A 17,471-nucleotide genomic window follows, 5' to 3' on the forward strand; every position below is an offset into this window, starting at 1 on the left:
CATTGCTGTGGCGAGCAGCGACAAAAAGCGCCCGGGTTCGAGTCAGGCACTCGGTCTGCCGTCGGCCCCGCCAAGGCGGGATTCGGCGACGGCAAAGGCGAGCGTGCTAAAGAGTCCAAGCAACGTCCCTGCGGTCAGCATCATCGCCAGATACGATAGCGTCACCTCACCGAGGACGTAGAAACTGACAGCGTGGCCAATCCCGGCAATAGCGAGGATATAGAAGGGGGCGTTCAGGTATCGCCACCGGAACGCGCCAGCAAGATACTCGTCGGTGACTTGTCCGAGACTGGACGTGATCCCCGCAGCGGCCAGCCAGTGAATCGAGCCCCCGACGACGGCCGCGACGGTTTCACCGACCCCGAGTACGGTTGATTGCTGGCGGACCGAATCGAGCATCTCCAGGCCACTGGCACCGCCGATACCCAGCAAGGCCAGTGCGACAACGTAGGTCACCAGTGTCACGCGACCGGCGTAGAGACTCGATCGGGCGCGCTCGACAGCAGCGTCGATTGCCCCACCCAATCCCAGGCCACGCGAGAGAAGATACAGGCCGAGCAAGCCCGAGCCGACGCCAAAGGCGTCGCCGGGCATCCCCAACGTGTTTGCGAGTACGGCCAGCGGGTAAATCAGCAGGAGAATCCCGAGTGGGACGAGGATCGTGCCTCGCGTCTCGGGGTCGTTCAACACCTGCTTGATGGTGTAGTACATCGATTCTAAGTCCTCGGCCTGGCGGACGACCACGCGACGGACGCCATCAATATCGATCCGTGATCGAATTGCGGGCAGGACACTCTCGTCCTGGGCACCGTCCGTAACGACGATCGCCCGGACGTCCTCGCCAGTGGTCAATCGCGCGAGGACGGTATCGATCTCCGCACCGACCGCCCGATTGGCCTCGACGTCGGCCCCTTCACGGCCAGTCACTGCAGCGACCTCGACTGACTCGCTGCCCTCGGCCGTCAGTTCGTCGTAGAGGTGAACCCCCTCGAAGAGGACGTTCGAGTCGCTGTCCTCGGGATCGACCGTCGCCAGCGCGACCGCCGCAGCCTCGACTTCGTCCCGGCCGACCACGGGCGTTTCGACGCCCGTCTTGCGCCCGATGTCGTCGTCGAGGTCCACACAGAGGACCAGCAGCATCACTCGGCGATACGCGACGGACGTATAACACTTTTCCGGGCCGTCACTGGGACCGGTCTCCCCGCCACTGTGTGCGAAGCCGATCGAGGGCGACACCGGGCAGACGCGATCGACTGGTTGGACGCCGACCAAGTGACAGGACTCACCCGTGTCGGCCTGTCGATGGGATACGGACCGCGACGAATGGACGACGACTCGAAAGAATGGCTGAACGGCGCACAGCAGAGCGACCGGCCATGAGTGGCTGATTTTACCCATCCAGCGACCAGACAGTAACGTCGTCCATGGTCGCTTGCGGGTCGAGTTCGTGGACGCTCGGACCGGTCACGCTGACGAGATGGGCGGAGGCAGCCACGCCGGCACGGAGTGCCCGCTCGTCGTCCCAGCCCTGTTCGTATGCCCACAGCACGGCTGCGAGCATGGAATCGCCCGCTCCGAGCGTATCGACCACGTCGACCTCGAGTGCCGGCGCGTACAGCGTCGCCGTCGGTGTCACCATCACCGCACCGTCGCCCCCCATCGAGGCTATCACGTGCGCGAAGCCCTCGTCATGGAGTTCCCTGGCGGCCGCGGCGCAGTCGTCGACCGACTCGATCGCCATCCCGGTCGCAGCTATCAACTCCTCGCGATTTGGCTTGCAGTACTCGTAGTCGCGATCGAGTACTCGCAGCGTCTCTCCCGGGACCTCGACCGCCGTGTCCCAGTCGCCCGCGCCCGCGATCCGGTCGACATCTCCGGCATCCATCCCCGGCGGCAGACTGCCACCGATGTTGATCGTCGTTGGGTCGTACTCTCGGACAGTCTCGACGAGGTCGTCAACGGCCTCGGTGTCGACCGCCGGCCCGGACTGGTTGACGTGGTACTCCCCGTCAGGAGTGAGCAACGTGGTATTAATGCGAGTCTCGTCGTCCACCGAGACGAAGTCGGTCGGCACGTCGTAGCCCTGGAGATCCTGCTCGATGAAGTAGCCCGTAAACCCGCCGACAATCCCCGTCGCGACGGTCTCAGATCCCAACGCCCGCAGGAACTGCGAGACGTTGATCCCATTTCCTCCCGAGTTGAACTCCGCGTGGGTGCTCCGCTGGACGACGTCCGCTCGCAACGCCTCATCCAGCTCGATCGTCTGATCCACAGCCGGATTCGGCGTGACAGTCAGTATCATTGTTGTTTTGCAGGCCGGCAGGTGGCCTGGCAAACCCCCGTTACTCGATAACACGTATCGTGCCGACGTAATAGTTGTGCAACGGGTGACCCGATCACGCTGCTTCGAGGATTGTCGCGAGCGTCTCGACCTCGCGATCGAGTCCCTCGTCACCGATCGCTTCGGCCTCCTGTTCGAGATACGCACGGAACGTTTCCATTCGGCTGACGTAGGGTTTCGAGACGCTCAGTGATTGAGACTGTTGTTCCCACTCGCCAAGCGGCAGGTCCTCGGGCGGGGCCGTCACTGCATCGTCGGCCGTCACGTCGATCCGGTCGGGGTCGCGCTCGTAGACCATCCAGTTCTTCAGAAGATCGGCGTACCGGGCCAGGAGGATGGCTTTCCGGATCCCGGTATTCCCAAAGGACTCCGGGTTCTCGTCGGGGAATTCGATGGACGCCGTCGTCTGATCCGTCGATCCCGAGCGGTCCTCCCAGGAGGCCCGCAGCGTCAGGTCCGCACCACGAGTCTGGCCGGCGAGTTTGACCAGCACGACGCCGCCGCGGGTTTCCCCGTCCGCCGTCGGCGACGGAAACAGCGTGTTGACTTCCAGAAGTTCCTCAGTCGCGTCCTCGGCGGCTGTCGAGCCATAGACAGTGTCGATCTCAGCGTCGGGAGCGTCCAGTTCCACTGTGAGGTCGTACACCAGCGGGGTTACCATGTACTCGAACTCCTCGCCGAGGTAGGATTCGAAGGCGTCCGCAGAATGGACCGATCGGTAGTTCGCGCCGCGGACGGCCGTGATCTGATCGACGAGTTCGGGGTTGAAGTCGACCCCGACACCGACGAAACTCGTGTGGATGCCATCCTCTGCGTAGCCGGCGAGACGGTCCTGCAGGGCCTGGTCGCCAGTCTGGCCGCGGTTGGGCATCGCGTCGGTGATGACGATCTGTCTGGTTTCGACCTCGGTCGGGTCGCTATCGCTGTACTCGCCGAGCATGTCCGCAGCCTCGCTCATCCCGTCGGCGATGTTCGTTCCGCCACCGGCCTGGATGTCCTCGCGGATGTGCCCGCGGATCGCATCCATGTCCGTCGACTCGACATCCCGGAGCGGTTTGGCGACGCTGGCCTCGTTGTTGAACAGGACGATGCCCAGCCGATCGTCGGGCTGGAGGTGCTCGGTCAGCGCGACGAGGGCGTCCTTTGCGACGGCCATCTTCGAGCGAGTGCCACCCTCCTCGACGGTGTGCTTGTTGCCAAACCGGTCGTAGTAGTACTGGTCGAACTGCGCGCCCATCGAGCCGGAGATGTCCAGGACGATCACGACGTTGAGCTGTTTGCGCTCGAAGGAATCCGTGTCAAGCGTCGAATTCAACCCGACGGTGACATAGCGGTCCGTGGTCTCGGCGATCGGATCCTCGGTGATCGCCGTCGCGTAGGACGGACAGAACAGCGACGTGCACTCGCCCGACCCACCGGTGTCGAAGTAGTAGTTGTAGAACAGGCCCTCGTAGGGGAGACTCTCGGGAACCGGAAGATACCCCTCCTCGACATTACGTCGAAAGTCGGCAACGTTTTTCGCGCCGCCGGCAGCAAAACCGAGATCGGCGCTGTCCGCGCTCGACTGGAGACTGCCGCCGCTCGCGCCGCTCTCGGTCATCAGTTGGGGGTCGTGCTGCCAGTCGTCGATCTGCAGTGGCTCGTCGTCGTCCGTTGAGGCGTCCTCATCCGCCGAAAGGCTCGCACAGCCAGCGAGGAGCGAGCCGGCCCCGATCGCGCTCAGTCGGAGGAAACGCCGTCTCTCCGGATCCATGTACGTCGATACCACTGGCAGTTTCATAAGCCAACTGAAGGGACAAGTGGGCGTTTGAGTTACGACCCGTCCCCCGTGTGACCAGACCGCAAGCGGTCGATCTTGTGGAAGTCGCACGGCTTATACCCGCTGCGGGCGTTCTGCCGGTACGCGAATGATCTCCGAAGGCTGCGAACAGTGTGCCAAGGGCGGCAAGATGGTCATCTTCGTCTATGGCTACTGTGACCAGCGCGATTGCTTCTACTGTCCGCTCGGCGAGAACCGCAAGAACGTCACCGACGTCTACGCCAACGAGCGGAAAGTCGAGGACGATCAGGATCTCATCGAGGAAGCCAAGCGCATGGACGCCCTGGGGTCGTCGCTGACCGGTGGCGAACCCCAGGAAGTGATGGATCGCACGACGCGGTACATCTCCCTCCTGAAAGACGAGTTCGGCGAGGACCATCACATCCACCTCTACACCGGCATCACTGGTGGCCGGGAGAACATGCGCCGGCTGGCCGAAGCAGGACTGGACGAAATCCGCTTCCACCCGCCCCTGGACATGTGGGGCGACCTCCATGGCACCGAGTGGGAAGACATCCTCTACATCGCTCGCGAGGAAGGGCTGACCCCGGCCTTCGAGATTCCGGGCATCCGGCCGGAAGACGAGTTCGTCTCGTTCGTCGAGGAGGGCGCCGCAGAGTTCGTCAACGTCAACGAGTTCGAGATGAGCCAGGGTAACTTCCGGCGAATGCAAGATCAAGGCTACGATCTCAAAGAGGACCACATGAGCGCCGTGGAGGGCAGCCACGACGTCCTGGACTCGATGGCGAAACACCCGAAGGTCTACTTCTGTACGTCGGTGTTCAAAGACGCCGCCCAGCACCGCAATCGCCTGAAACGCATGGCCAAGAACGTCCGTCGGCCCTTCGACGAGATCACCGACGACGGGACACTCGTCTACGGGAAGACGTGGGCCGATCCGGGCCGCTTCGAGGAACTTGGCGTCCCCAAAGACTTCTACGTCGTCAAATCCGAGCACATCGAGGTCGCCTGGTGGCTCTTAGAGGAGATGATCGACGAGGGCGATATCGAGGAGGGCGAGGTCGTCGAGCAGTACCCGACCGTGGACGGGAGAGTGGTCGAGCGAACCCCGATATCCGAGATGGCCGCCGAACTGGACGAGATCGCACAGTGACAACCCTCGGGTCGTGAGCGGGATACCTTCTTAACAGTTCGACACTGATTTGAATGTGGATAGATCGGGATGGACGGATCGATAGCCCAGACATTCCTGGCGAGCGACGTCCAGGTGTGGTACATGGCGGTGTTCGGTCTAGCCGCCGTCGCCAGCCTGGTGAGTCTGCTCCGGGTTCGCAACATCGAGCACACTGGGACTCGGCATGGATTGTCGGCGCTCCTGGCGATGAGTGCCGTCTGGGCGCTGTCACACGTCGGCTATCTGTCGACGACCGACTACTGGATTGCAGTAGCCTTCCACGAGATCGGTCTGTTGATGGGCATCGCAACGGTCGGCGCCTGGCTGTACTTCTGTTCGGCCTACACGGGACGGTCATTGCACTACAATCCGCGCATCCGCTGGGGAGCGATTAGTGTCTTCTTGGCGATCGCGACAGTGAAACTTACCAACTCGTGGCATGGCTTGTACTTCACCGCATCACTCGTCGCCGAACCGTTTCCCCACGTCGAAATAACGAACGGAATCCTCCACTGGACCGTCATGGGCGGGGCCTACTCGCTGGCGTCGGTCGGGTACTTCATGCTGTTCGAACGCTTCAAACAGGTCAGCCACAACGCGGTACCACTGGCGATCCTGGTCGCGTTGACGGGGCTCCCGATCGGCCTGGACATTCTCGGACTGATTTTGCCAGCGTTGCTCGATATCACCTACGAACCGCTCGGGGTCGCCATCTTCGCAGTCGGGGTCATGTTCGTCTACGTCGCCCGATTCGAGACGATTCGACTGGCCGGCGAGGGCGACGATCCGGTCATCGTCCTCGACGAACGCGATCGGGTCCAGGACTTCAACCGCGCGGCAGCCCGGCTACTGCCGGCACTGACTGCGGCCGAGACCAGCGGTGGGGACGTTTCATTCGACGAGATTGTGCCCGGAATCGCCGCGCTACTCGACGACGATTCACCGATTATCGAGCTGCGGAAAGACAGTGAGACGCGGTATTACCGTCTGACCGAACATCCCTTCTCGGCCGGTCGAACGACGCTCAGCCGCGCGATTGTGTTCAGCGACGTGAGCCAGCGAGAGCGCTACCGCAAAGAACTGGAACGCCAGAACGACCGCCTCGAAGAGTTCGCCAGCATGCTCTCTCACGACCTGCGAAATCCGCTCAACGTCGCGCAAGGCCGTCTCGAACTCGCCCGCGAGGGGGACGACGAACAGTTCGAGGCCGTCGAGGACGCGCTCGATCGCATGGAGACACTCATCGAAGACGTCCTCCAGGTTGCCAGGCAGGGCCAGCCTGTCGACGACACCGAGCCCGTCGACCTAGAAACGACGGCCCGGCAAGCCTGGGAGATGGTCGACACCCGCGAGGCCGACCTACGAATCAGCGAGGACGTCACCGTCGAGGCCGATCCCGATCGCGTACAGCAGTTGTTGGAGAACCTCGTCCGCAACGCGATCGAACACGGTGGCGAAGACGTAACAGTCACTGTCGGCCCACTGACAGAGGAGGGCGGCTTTTTCGTCGCGGACGACGGCGTCGGCATCCCGGAATCGGACCGTGAGCAGGTGTTCGAATCCGGCTACACGACTGCCGAGGGCGGGACAGGGTTCGGACTGGCGATCGTCGAACAGATCGTTGACGCCCACGGCTGGACGAGCGAACTTGCAGACGTCGAGACAGGGACGCGCTTCGAAATTCGGACGTGAGCCGCGACCGTCAGACGGGTAGCTGACGAACCTATTAGTCGGTGCCGTCCCCCGGTTGACGGTAATGGAAGATATCTTCGCGGACATGGCGGAAGTGACCGTCGAGTTCGACGAGGAGACTATCGAGGCCATCGAGGAGAAAGCCTTCCGTGACCACCGGGACAACCGCGAGGCCGCGATCCGGGAGTGTCTCGACCAGTGGCTGAAAGAACGTGAGGAGTGAGTGCAACCGATGCACCGTCCGTTTCAATCACGCATCGCCAGGGCCCGACAGTATCAGTAAAGGTGCTGACAGATTGGGCGTGGCCAGTCGTCACCGTCTTGTCGAGCGCGCTTGAATGATGGGCATGAGCGAACTCCTCGTCACGGGCGGGCAGGTACTCCGTCCGGACATGACAGTCGAACGCGCGGACGTGCTCCTCGACCAGAACACTGGCCGGATCGACGCGATCGGTGACGTCGGACCCGCTGACTACGAACTCGACGCCTCGGGAGGGCTGGTGATCCCCGGCCTCGTCAACGTCCACACGCACGTTGCGATGACGTTGCTGCGGGGACTGGCAGACGACAAACCGTTAGATGCCTGGCTCCGTGAGGACGTCTGGCCGGTCGAGGCCGAACTCACCGCCAAGGATGTCCGCGTCGGTGCGGAACTCGGGCTGATCGAGATGATCAAATCCGGGACGACGGCACTGTCGGACATGTACTTCGAAGTCGCGGAGATCGCCCAGGCCGTCGAACAGGCCGGCGTCCGCGCACGCCTCGGCTATACGGCCGTAACTGTTGGCAAGGACGACGAGGCGTCACGGGCAGAGGTCGAACGGAGCCTCGAAATCGCCCGGGAATTCGACGGCGCGGCCGAGGGTCGGATTCAAACGACTTTCCAGCCCCACTCGCTGACGACCGTCGACGAGGCGTCTCTCCGGGAATTTGTCCCGCAAGCCGCCGATGCGGGTCTGGCGACGCACCTCCACGCCAACGAAACCCCCGACGAGGTCGGGCCGATCGTCGAGGAACACGGGATGCGACCGCTGGCCTACGCCGAGGACGTCGGGTTACTCGCGGGAGACACGTACGTGGCCCACGGCGTCCACGTCGACGACAGCGAAATCGAGTTGCTAGTCGAGACGGACACCGGCGTGGCCCACTGCCCCGCCTCAAATATGAAACTCGCCAGCGGGATGGCCCCCGTCCAGGACATGCTCGACGCTGGCGTCACCGTCGGCATCGGCACCGACGGCGCGGCCTCGAACAACGATCTGGACATGTTCGACGAAATGCGCGACGCAGCCATGCTCGGGAAGCTGGCCGCCGATGACGCCAGTGCGGTCGACGCCGCGAGCGTCGTCGAGATGGCGACCGCGAACGGGGCCGAGTTGCTCGGGTTCGACTCCGGCCGCCTGCAAGCGGGCGCAAACGCCGATCTCGCCGTGATCGACCTCGAAGCACCCCACCTCACGCCCGCCCACGACCTCCTCAGCCACCTCGCCTATGCGGTTCGGGGCAGCGACGTCCGCCACACGGTCTGTGACGGGGATGTCCTCATGCGCGACCGCGAAGTGACGGTCTTCGACGAGGGACGGGTCCGACAGAACGCCGCTGATCGGGCCGAAAAACTGGTAGATCGAGCCACATAATGCCGAACGACTACATTTATACTCTGTAATATATCCCGAAACAATCGACAGAAACACGCCGTAAACGTTTTTGGACTGTTTCGGCCCGTATGAACACTTGTGAAAGCAAATCGAACGATCTGAACGGCGTTCGGGGTATATGGCCCCGGAGCGTCCAGTCCAGTCTGTAATGCGAACACAAACATTTGCCATCGCCGCGGCTGCGCTGGTCGTGCTCTCGATGGCTGCCCCCGCTCTGGCCGCCACCGAGGACGACCTCGCAGTCGAGGTGACACAAGACGAACGGACAGTCACGATCGGCGTGACCGACAACGCGACAGCCGCGAACGCGACTGTCGACGTGACTGTGCTCGACGTGCTCGAGGACAGCGAGACTGACGGAACCGAAACGACAAACGAGACCGACACGGGTGATAACGAGACAGTCGACGGGACGAACGACACAGACGCCGATGACACTGCAACGAACGTGAGTATCAGTGGCACCTACGAGACAGACGCAAACGGGACGGTCTCGTTCGATGCGCCATCGAGTGACGTCCGCATCAGCGTGACCGCGACGGTCGACAACCGGACGGTTTCGACGACGACCACGCTCTACGCGCCCGGTGAGGACGATGAGGCCGATGCGTTCGGGCAACGCGTCCAGGCGTTCGTCCACGAGCTGCTAGCCAACGGCCAGACCGGCCCCAGTATGGGCCAGGCAGTGTCGGACTTCGTCACCCAGAACAACCCCGGCGCGGACAATCGGCCCGATCACGCTGGCCCGCCAGCCCACGCCGGCCCTGACAACGACACGGCTGACAACGCGACTGATGACGATGATCGTCGCGGCCCGCCTGAACACGCCGGCCCTGACAACAAAACGAGCGACGACGCTGCCGACGATAAAGTGGACGAAGAAGAAATAGCGAAAGAAGAGGAAGCAGACGAAGCCGGTGAAAACGTCGAAGACGAAGCCGACGAACAGGAAAACGAGGAAGACGAAACCGGAGGAGACGACCAGCGTGGCCCGCCCGAACACGCCGGGCCCCCGAACTGACGCGAGCTGTTTGTAGCCGATTCCCGGCCCTGCTTCGGTAGCGTTTTCCCGGTTTGGACCGATCGATACGGTATGAGTCAACCGATCAGCGAGCGAGTCGAAGATCCCGAGGCCAAGCGTGAATCCGGCCGCCAGAAGATCGAGTGGGCCCGCGAACACATGCCGATCTGTGCGGCCCTCCGCGAGGAATTCGAGGCCGAACAGCCGCTTGCCGGCGAGACAGTCGGGATGGCGATGCACGTCGAAGCGACGACCGCAGTCCTAGCCGAGACGATGGCCGCCGGTGGGGCCGAGGTCGCCATCACCGGGTGTAACCCGCTTTCGACCCACGACGACGTCAGCGTCGCCCTGGACGCCCAGGATTCGATTACGTCCTACGCCGAGCGCGGCGTCGAGGACGACGCCTATTACGGCGCGATCGACGCCGTCCTCGAGCACGAACCGACGATCACGGTCGACGACGGCGCGGACCTGGTCTTTCGCGTCCACGAGGAGTACCCCGAACTCATCGACTCCATCGTCGGCGGCTGTGAAGAAACGACCACGGGCGTCCACCGCCTGCGGTCGATGGACGCCGATGGGGCCCTGGAGTACCCGATGTTCGCTGTCAACGACACGCCGATGAAGCGGCTGTTCGACAACGTCCACGGTACCGGCGAGGCCAGCCTCGTCTCGATCGAGCTCACGACGAACCTCGCCATCGCCGGCAAGACGATCGTCGTCGGTGGGTTCGGCCAGTGTGGGAAGGGCGTCGCGAAGAAAGCCCGCGGGATGAACGCCGACGTGATCGTGACCGAGATCGAGCCCCGGCAGGCCCTGGAGGCCCACATGGAGGGCTTTCGCGTCATGCCGATGGCCGAGGCCGCCAAAGAGGGCGACCTCTTCGTGACGACGACGGGCAATCGAGACGTGATCACGCGCGAGCACTTCGAGGAGATGGACGACGGCGTCGTCCTCGCCAACGCCGGCCACTTCGACGTCGAGATCAACCTCGAGCACCTCGATGACATGGCCGAGGAAGTCCTCGACGCACGTGAGGGCGTCCGCGGGTACGTCATGCCCGACGGCCGGCAGTTGAACGTCATCGCCGAGGGACGCCTCGTAAATCTCGCGTCGCCAGTCGCCGAGGGCCATCCCGTCGAAGTCATGGACCAGAGCTTCGCGATCCAGGCCGTCAGCGCCCGCGAAATGGTCCAGAACGGCGACGAATACAGTGCCGGCGTCTACAACGTCCCCGATCGCCTCGACCGGGAAGTTGCGGAGATCAAACTCGACGCTGAGGGTGTCCGGTTCGACGAGGTGACTGACGCCCAGCGTGAGTACATGGAGTCCTGGCAGCACGGTACCTGAGAAAACGAACCGGACAGCGCTCCAACGGTCATCTCTTGGGGCGTCCGCTGCTCTGTGGACATACGAACCAGGGGCAGGGAGAATCGACGTGGCACCGTTAGGTCGAAGCTGGCATCGAGGTTGCCAACCAACTGGCGGCATTCCTGGTGATCGAACGAAAAAAACGAACGCGTAGCGGCGTTTACAGATGGGCAAGGAGAATGCCTGGAGCTTGACCCCGAGGCAGTTCGTGACCGCCGAAGAGGGTCTCGGATGAGGCCTGTCGATCGTCGAGGAGATCACGGACGGACACGATTGGGCCGTCCGGGTGACTGTCGGCGAGGCCGGCGGTGCCCGCTTCGAAATCATGGGTGTGGAAACCGGGTGAGCGAGCCAAGTCAGTGACTGTGGCCCAGGCTATGGTTCGTACCAGGCCGCGAACGCGTCGAGCGCTCGACCGCGATGAGACAGTTCGTTCTTTTCGGCCGCGGTCATCTCGGCGAACGTTCGGCCATCGACCTCGAAGATCGGATCGTAGCCGAACCCACCCTCGCCCCGGGGCGGGACGATCGCTCCCTCGACGCGCCCCTCGAAGATTGCCACCGGCGGAGTTCCCTCGTGGACGGTCGGGGCATTCAGGTCGGTCCCGTCACAGTACGCAATCAGCGAACGGAACCGGCCGGTGTGGTCGTCCTCGGGTTCGACCGCGTTCCAGACGCGTTCGATACCGAGTGTATCCTCGACGTATGCCGAGTACGGCCCTGGAAACCCATCGAGCGCGTCGACGAACAGGCCAGAATCCTCGACGACGACCGGTGCGTCGACCTCGCGATACGCCTCGCGGGCACCGTGTGCGGCGATCGCCCCGAGGTCGGTACTCTGGATCTCCGGGTAATCGTACTCGAATTGCTGGACCGCTTCGTCGAGAAAGTCCTGTGCCTCCCGAACCTTGCCCTCGTTGCCCGTCACGAACCGAAGCATGGCTGTTCGATCGCGGCCGACCACAAAAGGCGCATCGGTCCCTATTCGACCATCACTTCGACGGGTTCGTCGTCTTCACTGGCCTCCTCGTCCGTCACGTCGCCGTCCTCGTCGCCCGACTGCTGGTAGAACAACAAGCCGGCGACGCCGAGGACGAGCCAGGACCGCCAGTTCGCCAGATTGAGCGTGTAGCCGATGCCGAAGGGCTTCTTGACGAGCATACTTTCGCCGGGCTGCCAATAGGATGACAGCAACCGCTTCATGCTCGGTCGCTCGAAGTTGTACGGAATGCCGAACAGTTCCCCGGACTGTGGTCTATCTGCCATAGACGTCGCTACGATTGGCGGCGTTAAGTCGTTTATCCCCCAGCGACGCCAGCAGGATTTACGAGCGATCCCGGAACGTGACGACAGTCCGGACGTCCTCACCGCCTTCGACGGACTCCGTGGTTACGTTCACTCCCATAACGGCATCCTCACCGGCTACCTCGGCCGGAATCGGCCGGATCTCCGTCGCCTGAGCGTCGTCCTCGCGGAGTGCGATCCGTACCTGCTTTCGGTTCGTACTCACGTCCTCGACGGTGTAGCCTTGCGCCTCGAAGGCCGTCCGCAAATTTGTCAATAACTCCTCCATATCCCGGGTTCTCCCGGCAGGAGTAAAAACGTGCGGGCAGGCGACGTGGTTGCGATCACCCAGATCACTGATACCGGCCACGGCCCTCGATCTCCCGTAGGCGATCCAGCACCGCATCGGCATTGGCACCTGTTTCGCGGTAGGCCCCCTCAACCGCCTGGCGGAGTGGGTCGGGATTGTCGGCCGTCCCATCGATCGATTGCTCGAAGACGTGCAGGTCCATCGCGTGATCCTCGGCGTGATCGCTGTAGTAGCCCAGGCCGAAGTCGATCAGGTAGGTTCGATCGCCCTTCTCGGGGCTCCATTCGTCGCCGATCGCCCTTTCGGCGACGCTCTCTTCGATCGCGTCGCCCACCCGAACGTTCCGGGTTGTCGGATCACCGTGGACGAACCCCGCATCGTGGATCGTCGCCAGGTGTCGACCGACGTCCCGGACGCGCTCTTCGGTCAGGGCAGCCCGGAGGTCTCGGTCGCCGACACGTTCGAAGACGATCGTTCCCTCGCGGGGATCGATGTCGTAGACGACCGGCGTCGGAACGCCCACGTGCCGGGCTTCGCTGGTGAGACGCGCTTCCTCGCGAGTGCGCTCGGTTCGCAACCGCTCGTCGAGGGTGGGATGGCGGTACGTCCGTGGGTTGCGTTGCTTCCTGACGCGGCCGTCGGTGACGGTGACAGTGGCCTCGGCACCCTGCACACCGCCCGCTTCCGCGGTGGGGTCGGCCCCGCCGGCCCAGGAACCGACGGCTTCGTCTGCCCGCCAGGTCACGGGCACCTCGTCGGGGCGGAAATCCGGCCGGACCGTCGAGTCCTCGATCGCGATTGTGTCGCCCGCGGCGTACATCTTTGCGCCGAGAACGGCGATCATGCCTGCATTATCCCGGAGGAATCGTGGTTCGGGCGCATAGAAGTCCGCCCCGCGCTGGTCACACATCGCTTCGAGCATCTCCCGGAGGCGGTCGTTCTGGCCGACGCCCCCGCCCAAGACGAGTTCGTCAGCGTCTGTCAGCGACAGGGCGCGCTCGCTGACTTCTGTCAGCATCGCGAAAATATTCTCCTGGAGCGAGTAACAGACGTCCGGGACGGCCTCGTCATCGTCGACAGCCTGCTTGCCGGCACTCATGATGCCCGAAAACGAGAAGTCCATCCCTTTGACGACGTAGGGCATGTCGATATAGTCCCCATCCGTTGCGTGCTCCTCGACTTTTGGTCCTCCGGGGTGTGACCAGCCCAGGTGACGGGTGAACTTGTCGATGGCGTTGCCGACGCCCGTGTCCATCGTCTCGCCCAGCACGCGATACCGGCCCTTGCGGTAGCCAAGAACGTGGGCGTTTGCCCCGGAGGCGTTCAGACAGACCGGCGATTCGAAGCCAGACTGGTGGCGACCGATCTCGAGGTGGGCGACCATATGATTAACACCGACCAGCGGCACGTCGAGTCGCTGGGCGAGTGCCCGCCCAGCGGTCGCGACGATCCGGAGACAGGGGCCAAGTCCAGGACCACGGGAGAAGGCGACGGCGTCGATGGGGGTCGCGGGATCGTCACCGGCGGCCGCGGCCTGTTTTCGGGCCTGCTCTAAGGCCCGCTCGACGACGTCCGGGATGGCCGACTGCATATGCTCGGCAGCCTCACGCGGATGAATTCCCCCGCTATCCGGCTCGTAGGCGTCGGTTTCGATGGTGACGTCGTCACTGGTGACGTCGTAGACGGCTGCGCTCGCGGCCCAGGCCGTTCCCTCGATGCCGAGTATTCGCTTCGGGGCGGCCTCGCCGTAACCTTCGGTCGGGACCATTCGATCTGTCTGCGTTCCGTGACCGACGGAAAAGACGACTTCGATCCGCGGCGAGTGCTGTCACTGTGGATAGCGATCCCACTACGGGATCTGAAAACCGGAGTGTCCGAACGACAACGGCGTTAGTTCCACTCGGTGTAGCCACACCGACCGCAGTGCGTACGGTCGCCGTGTTCGGCAAGGAACGCGTCACCACACCGCGGACAGCTCTCCTGATCGGTCGTGCCGTCCTCGCTGTAGAGATCGTACCGGGCCATCGTCAGGCCTCCTCCGCCTCGGCGTCAGCGTCGTCGGTGAGGATCTTGTTGCGTTCGAGCATGTGCTCCTGTTCGACCTCACGGGCGAACTCCGGGTCGTCGTAGACTTTCGCGTACCCGACGGTCTTGCGCATGCCGTATTTCGTGTTCAACTCGTGGACGACGACTTCTTCGGCGTCCTTGTTCAACATTGCCGCCAGGGAGTCCCGCACGGAAAGCCGCGACGGCGTCGCCTCCTCGTGAACAACCTCGAAGCGGACGTCGGTCCGATGCAGCATCGGATTGTCTACTTCTTCGATGATCTCGATATCCATGGTTCGTTACTCATTATTCCCCCACAAGCGTGTATAAGGATTTCGAAGCGTTCGGTTTCCGCCCGGCGAATGGGCACCTCACAGCCGGTCCCCGTGCAGTCACTCGATCGGAACGTCAAGATCGAGGACCAATCACCGTCACACTGTCGTTCCGAACTCGGCCAGTAATCGCGATAAGTGGATCCGGTCATCTGTCCCTTCTGCGAGGGCTAGATCGACGTCGCCGGCGAGTTTGTGCAGTTCAGCGAGTCGCTCGCCCGTGTATCGCGAGCGCCCGACCCGGAGTATCGCCGCCAAGACCTCGACACCGCTGTGGCCCTCGTCGATCAGCAACTCGTCGAGTTCTGAGCGACCGTCCCGGAACTCCCCCTCGTCGGCAGCACACAGCATGCGCTCGACCCGATCGTCGGCCTGGACGTCGCCGAGGGCCTCGTAAGCAGCCGCCATCGTAATTTCGCCTTCGCCTTCGTACGTCGTCTGTGCCCCCAGGATCGCCTGCCGGAGGTCACCGTTGGCGTAGCCCGCGACGTATTCGAGCCCCTCGTCGTCGTAGGCAGCGCCCTCGCTGTTGGCGATCCGCCGGAGGGCGTCCTCGATTTCGTCGTGGGTCGGCGCCCGGACCGTGACGGGGAAACACCGCGAGCGGATCGGCGGGATCAGTGTCGAGGATTGGCGGGTCGCGATGACAAACTGCGTCGCCTCGTAATACTGTTCCATCACCCGTCGGAGGGCCTGCTGGAAGTCCTCGCGCATCCGTTCTGCATTGTCAAGCAAGATCGTCTTGTAGGATCCCGAAACCGGTGCGTAACTCGCCGATTCCTTGAGGACGTGATTTATCAGGTCCGCCTTCGAGGACTCACGCCGGCGTTTTGGCGTGATAAAGCGCTCAAAGCGTGGGTCCTCGGACAGTTCACGCTTGGTCAGAGCGAAGAAGTCCGCAACGTTGATCTCGACGAGGTCGGCATCGTGATCCTCGTGGGCTTCTCTGGCGAACGCCCGGACAGCCGCGGTCTTGCCCGCGCCGGCCGGCCCGTGGACCAGCAGGTTCATCGGCTCTGTAAGTGCCCCGCGCAACTGCTCGCGCACTTCGGGCTGGGGAAGTTCGTCGATCGTCGGCGCGTGTCGCTCGGTCCACAACGGCCCGTCCATCGCCTATCGGTAGGTGACCCCCGGACAAGTATTCCGCGATCCGCTCAGGGTGAACTGCCCCGGGGGCAAGTGATTCGAGAGACTTCGTCTCTCGTCATCTGCTCACGGCGCTTGCGCCGTTCGCAGGTTCGTGGGACTTCGTCACACGCTCATCACGGAAACCTCCGATTTCCGTACGACCTCGAGGCACTCGCCCTGCTCCGCCTGTAGAGTGGGCTGTCACTCGTATCGCAGTGCTTCGATCGGATCAACGCGTGCCGCCTGCCAGGCTGGGTACAGGCCGACGACGATCCCAATAGCGAGCCCCATCACAATGGCAACACGATCCAGTCGAACCGGATCGTGAACTCGACCTCGGCGTAGTTGGCACCCACGTCTCCAACGCAGAGTCCGAGCGGGATGCCGATCGCGGCTCCGTCCGACCCGAGCAGCACGGATTCGGCAAGGAACAGCCGATGAGATCCCGGTTGGTCGCTCCCATGGACTGTATGATCCCGATCTCGGTAGTACGTTCGGTCACGCTAACGAGCCTGATATTGGCGATACCGAACGCGCCGAAACGAGGGCAAGCACCCCGATCCCGGTGATCAGCCGGGTGATATCCTGAAGCACTGTCTCGATGCCACCGACGACTGCTTCCGTAACAGGCGCCCAACCTGCGTATCGGCCGAAACGTTGCCGCGGACTTTCCCGATACCCCCATTGTGGCCTCAGCACTACCGTCTCGGTATGTTAGCGCCGAAAATTGTTCGCCGCCATCGCCGCCGGCTGTCCTTCGATTTTATAAGGATAGAGTATATATAAACCGGCATGGAGCAAGGGTTATTCGTCGTTATCGAGAAAACCGATGCGGAACAAGAGTTGTTGCAAGAGGCCGCCGCCTTCAGCGAGTCCGAGGGCTCGCCACTCGTCGTACTACGGCTGTTGACCCCTGAAGACGTTCAGGCGGTCGAGTCCGCGGAACTGACGAGCGACATCGACCGGGCCCAATTCGAGGACCCGGTCGACCACCAGTTCGAGGAGGAGACGGAGGCCTTCATCCAGGATGCGCTGGACGGAGCCGAGCCAAACCACGAGGTAGACATTCGGATCGAATCCGAAGGCGATCGGGCAACGGCCATCCTCGATGCGGCCGCGGACCACGACTGCGATCACGTGTTCCTCGTGGGCAAGCGGCGGTCTCCAACCGGGAAGGCGCTCTTTGGCGACCTCACCCAGGAAATCATCCTGGACTTCGATGGCACAATCACTCTCTCGATGGACTGATCGATTCGACTACCGGACGAATCAATCGAGCTGTCGCGATCGGAAGACTCGTCGATTCGTGAGCCGGTACTGGTTTTATGCGATCAG

Annotated in this window: 19 protein-coding genes; 7 read left to right on the forward strand and 12 right to left on the reverse strand. The window is 63.0% G+C overall.

Annotation, left to right across the window (positions count from 1 at the left end; translation table 11 throughout):
• Window positions 1-42 precede the first annotated feature (42 nt).
• The 3 genes from HZR20_RS13820 to HZR20_RS13830 all read right to left on the reverse strand — a co-directional run bounded on the left by HZR20_RS13820 (window position 43) and on the right by HZR20_RS13830 (window position 4,094).
• Window positions 43-1,140 (reverse strand): DUF373 family protein, encoded by a 1,098-nt coding sequence (locus HZR20_RS13820; RefSeq protein ID WP_181687329.1) that lies wholly within the window; start codon window positions 1,138-1,140, stop codon window positions 43-45.
• Window positions 1,141-1,390: 250 nt separating this feature from the next.
• The gene (gene pfkB / locus HZR20_RS13825; RefSeq protein ID WP_181687330.1) at window positions 1,391-2,302 is read right to left on the reverse strand and encodes a 1-phosphofructokinase; all 912 of its coding nucleotides are present in this window, start codon (window positions 2,300-2,302) and stop codon (window positions 1,391-1,393) included.
• A gap of 94 nt (window positions 2,303-2,396) precedes the next feature.
• Window positions 2,397-4,094, reverse strand: coding sequence for a vWA domain-containing protein (locus HZR20_RS13830; RefSeq protein WP_181687331.1), 1,698 nt, complete (start codon window positions 4,092-4,094; stop codon window positions 2,397-2,399).
• A gap of 154 nt (window positions 4,095-4,248) precedes the next feature.
• On the opposite strand from HZR20_RS13830, the gene HZR20_RS13835 reads away from it, so the two are divergent.
• The 6 genes from HZR20_RS13835 (at window position 4,249) to HZR20_RS13860 (ending at window position 11,016) form a co-directional block, all read left to right on the forward strand.
• Window positions 4,249-5,274 (forward strand): radical SAM protein, encoded by a 1,026-nt coding sequence (locus HZR20_RS13835; RefSeq protein WP_181687332.1) that lies wholly within the window; start codon window positions 4,249-4,251, stop codon window positions 5,272-5,274.
• A 69-nt stretch (window positions 5,275-5,343) separates the two neighbouring features.
• Complete coding sequence (locus tag HZR20_RS13840) at window positions 5,344-6,987, forward strand: sensor histidine kinase (protein WP_181687333.1); 1,644 nt, start codon at window positions 5,344-5,346, stop codon at window positions 6,985-6,987.
• A gap of 64 nt (window positions 6,988-7,051) precedes the next feature.
• Window positions 7,052-7,210: a ribbon-helix-helix protein, CopG family gene (locus tag HZR20_RS13845; RefSeq protein ID WP_181687334.1), complete on the forward strand. Its 159-nt coding sequence runs from the start codon at window positions 7,052-7,054 to the stop codon at window positions 7,208-7,210.
• Between the two features lie 124 nt (window positions 7,211-7,334).
• Window positions 7,335-8,624 (forward strand): amidohydrolase, encoded by a 1,290-nt coding sequence (locus tag HZR20_RS13850; protein WP_181687335.1) that lies wholly within the window; start codon window positions 7,335-7,337, stop codon window positions 8,622-8,624.
• 169 nt (window positions 8,625-8,793) lie between these two features.
• A complete protein-coding gene (locus HZR20_RS13855; protein WP_181687336.1) occupies window positions 8,794-9,666 on the forward strand; it encodes a hypothetical protein in 873 nt (290 codons plus the stop codon).
• A gap of 72 nt (window positions 9,667-9,738) precedes the next feature.
• Window positions 9,739-11,016 (forward strand): adenosylhomocysteinase, encoded by a 1,278-nt coding sequence (locus tag HZR20_RS13860; protein WP_181687337.1) that lies wholly within the window; start codon window positions 9,739-9,741, stop codon window positions 11,014-11,016.
• 396 nt (window positions 11,017-11,412) lie between these two features.
• Here the strand turns inward: HZR20_RS13860 and rdgB are convergent, their stop codons facing one another.
• From rdgB to HZR20_RS14670, 9 genes are all read right to left on the reverse strand, one after another.
• Window positions 11,413-11,976, reverse strand: a complete 564-nt coding sequence (rdgB, locus tag HZR20_RS13865) for an RdgB/HAM1 family non-canonical purine NTP pyrophosphatase (RefSeq protein ID WP_181687338.1) — start codon at window positions 11,974-11,976, stop codon at window positions 11,413-11,415.
• A gap of 41 nt (window positions 11,977-12,017) precedes the next feature.
• The gene (locus HZR20_RS13870) at window positions 12,018-12,302 is read right to left on the reverse strand and encodes a DUF5808 domain-containing protein (protein ID WP_181687339.1); all 285 of its coding nucleotides are present in this window, start codon (window positions 12,300-12,302) and stop codon (window positions 12,018-12,020) included.
• Window positions 12,303-12,360: 58 nt separating this feature from the next.
• On the reverse strand, window positions 12,361-12,609 hold the full coding sequence (locus HZR20_RS13875; protein WP_181687340.1) for a hypothetical protein: 249 nt from the start codon (window positions 12,607-12,609) through the stop codon (window positions 12,361-12,363).
• A 64-nt stretch (window positions 12,610-12,673) separates the two neighbouring features.
• Entirely contained in the window at window positions 12,674-14,398 is a 1,725-nt protein-coding gene (locus HZR20_RS13880; protein ID WP_181687341.1) for a bifunctional N(6)-L-threonylcarbamoyladenine synthase/serine/threonine protein kinase, read from the reverse strand.
• 122 nt (window positions 14,399-14,520) lie between these two features.
• Window positions 14,521-14,655 (reverse strand): 30S ribosomal protein S27ae, encoded by a 135-nt coding sequence (locus HZR20_RS13885; RefSeq protein ID WP_181687342.1) that lies wholly within the window; start codon window positions 14,653-14,655, stop codon window positions 14,521-14,523.
• A 2-nt stretch (window positions 14,656-14,657) separates the two neighbouring features.
• On the reverse strand, window positions 14,658-14,969 hold the full coding sequence (locus HZR20_RS13890) for a 30S ribosomal protein S24e (RefSeq protein WP_181687343.1): 312 nt from the start codon (window positions 14,967-14,969) through the stop codon (window positions 14,658-14,660).
• 138 nt (window positions 14,970-15,107) lie between these two features.
• Complete coding sequence (locus HZR20_RS13895) at window positions 15,108-16,118, reverse strand: AAA family ATPase (RefSeq protein ID WP_181687344.1); 1,011 nt, start codon at window positions 16,116-16,118, stop codon at window positions 15,108-15,110.
• Window positions 16,119-16,337: 219 nt separating this feature from the next.
• Window positions 16,338-16,427, reverse strand: coding sequence for an ABC transporter permease (locus tag HZR20_RS14845; protein ID WP_374057598.1), 90 nt, complete (start codon window positions 16,425-16,427; stop codon window positions 16,338-16,340).
• Window positions 16,427-16,552 carry a hypothetical protein gene (locus HZR20_RS14670; protein ID WP_258560457.1) on the reverse strand — a complete coding sequence of 42 codons (126 nt, stop codon included), beginning with the start codon at window positions 16,550-16,552 and terminating at the stop codon, window positions 16,427-16,429. Before HZR20_RS14670 ends, HZR20_RS14845 begins: the two co-directional genes overlap by 1 nt.
• A gap of 376 nt (window positions 16,553-16,928) precedes the next feature.
• On the opposite strand from HZR20_RS14670, the gene HZR20_RS13905 reads away from it, so the two are divergent.
• Window positions 16,929-17,384 (forward strand): universal stress protein, encoded by a 456-nt coding sequence (locus HZR20_RS13905; RefSeq protein ID WP_181687345.1) that lies wholly within the window; start codon window positions 16,929-16,931, stop codon window positions 17,382-17,384.
• Window positions 17,385-17,471 lie beyond the last annotated feature (87 nt).

The sequence above is a fragment of the Halorhabdus salina genome (genome assembly GCF_013839425.1).
GTDB classification, from domain to species: Archaea; Halobacteriota; Halobacteria; order Halobacteriales; family Haloarculaceae; genus Halorhabdus; species Halorhabdus salina.

Coding starts and splice junctions, on each gene's coding strand:
- HZR20_RS13820 (WP_181687329.1), bottom strand. CDS start 1,140: ATGCTGCTGGTCCTCTGTGTGGACCTCGACGACGACATCGGGCGCAAG.
- pfkB (WP_181687330.1), bottom strand. CDS start 2,302: ATGATACTGACTGTCACGCCGAATCCGGCTGTGGATCAGACGATCGAG.
- HZR20_RS13830 (WP_181687331.1), bottom strand. CDS start 4,094: ATGGATCCGGAGAGACGGCGTTTCCTCCGACTGAGCGCGATCGGGGCC.
- HZR20_RS13835 (WP_181687332.1), top strand. CDS start 4,249: ATGATCTCCGAAGGCTGCGAACAGTGTGCCAAGGGCGGCAAGATGGTC.
- HZR20_RS13840 (WP_181687333.1), top strand. CDS start 5,344: ATGGACGGATCGATAGCCCAGACATTCCTGGCGAGCGACGTCCAGGTG.
- HZR20_RS13845 (WP_181687334.1), top strand. CDS start 7,052: ATGGAAGATATCTTCGCGGACATGGCGGAAGTGACCGTCGAGTTCGAC.
- HZR20_RS13850 (WP_181687335.1), top strand. CDS start 7,335: ATGAGCGAACTCCTCGTCACGGGCGGGCAGGTACTCCGTCCGGACATG.
- HZR20_RS13855 (WP_181687336.1), top strand. CDS start 8,794: ATGCGAACACAAACATTTGCCATCGCCGCGGCTGCGCTGGTCGTGCTC.
- HZR20_RS13860 (WP_181687337.1), top strand. CDS start 9,739: ATGAGTCAACCGATCAGCGAGCGAGTCGAAGATCCCGAGGCCAAGCGT.
- rdgB (WP_181687338.1), bottom strand. CDS start 11,976: ATGCTTCGGTTCGTGACGGGCAACGAGGGCAAGGTTCGGGAGGCACAG.
- HZR20_RS13870 (WP_181687339.1), bottom strand. CDS start 12,302: ATGGCAGATAGACCACAGTCCGGGGAACTGTTCGGCATTCCGTACAAC.
- HZR20_RS13875 (WP_181687340.1), bottom strand. CDS start 12,609: ATGGAGGAGTTATTGACAAATTTGCGGACGGCCTTCGAGGCGCAAGGC.
- HZR20_RS13880 (WP_181687341.1), bottom strand. CDS start 14,398: ATGGTCCCGACCGAAGGTTACGGCGAGGCCGCCCCGAAGCGAATACTC.
- HZR20_RS13885 (WP_181687342.1), bottom strand. CDS start 14,655: ATGGCCCGGTACGATCTCTACAGCGAGGACGGCACGACCGATCAGGAG.
- HZR20_RS13890 (WP_181687343.1), bottom strand. CDS start 14,969: ATGGATATCGAGATCATCGAAGAAGTAGACAATCCGATGCTGCATCGG.
- HZR20_RS13895 (WP_181687344.1), bottom strand. CDS start 16,118: ATGGACGGGCCGTTGTGGACCGAGCGACACGCGCCGACGATCGACGAA.
- HZR20_RS14845 (WP_374057598.1), bottom strand. CDS start 16,427: ATGGGGCTCGCTATTGGGATCGTCGTCGGCCTGTACCCAGCCTGGCAG.
- HZR20_RS13905 (WP_181687345.1), top strand. CDS start 16,929: ATGGAGCAAGGGTTATTCGTCGTTATCGAGAAAACCGATGCGGAACAA.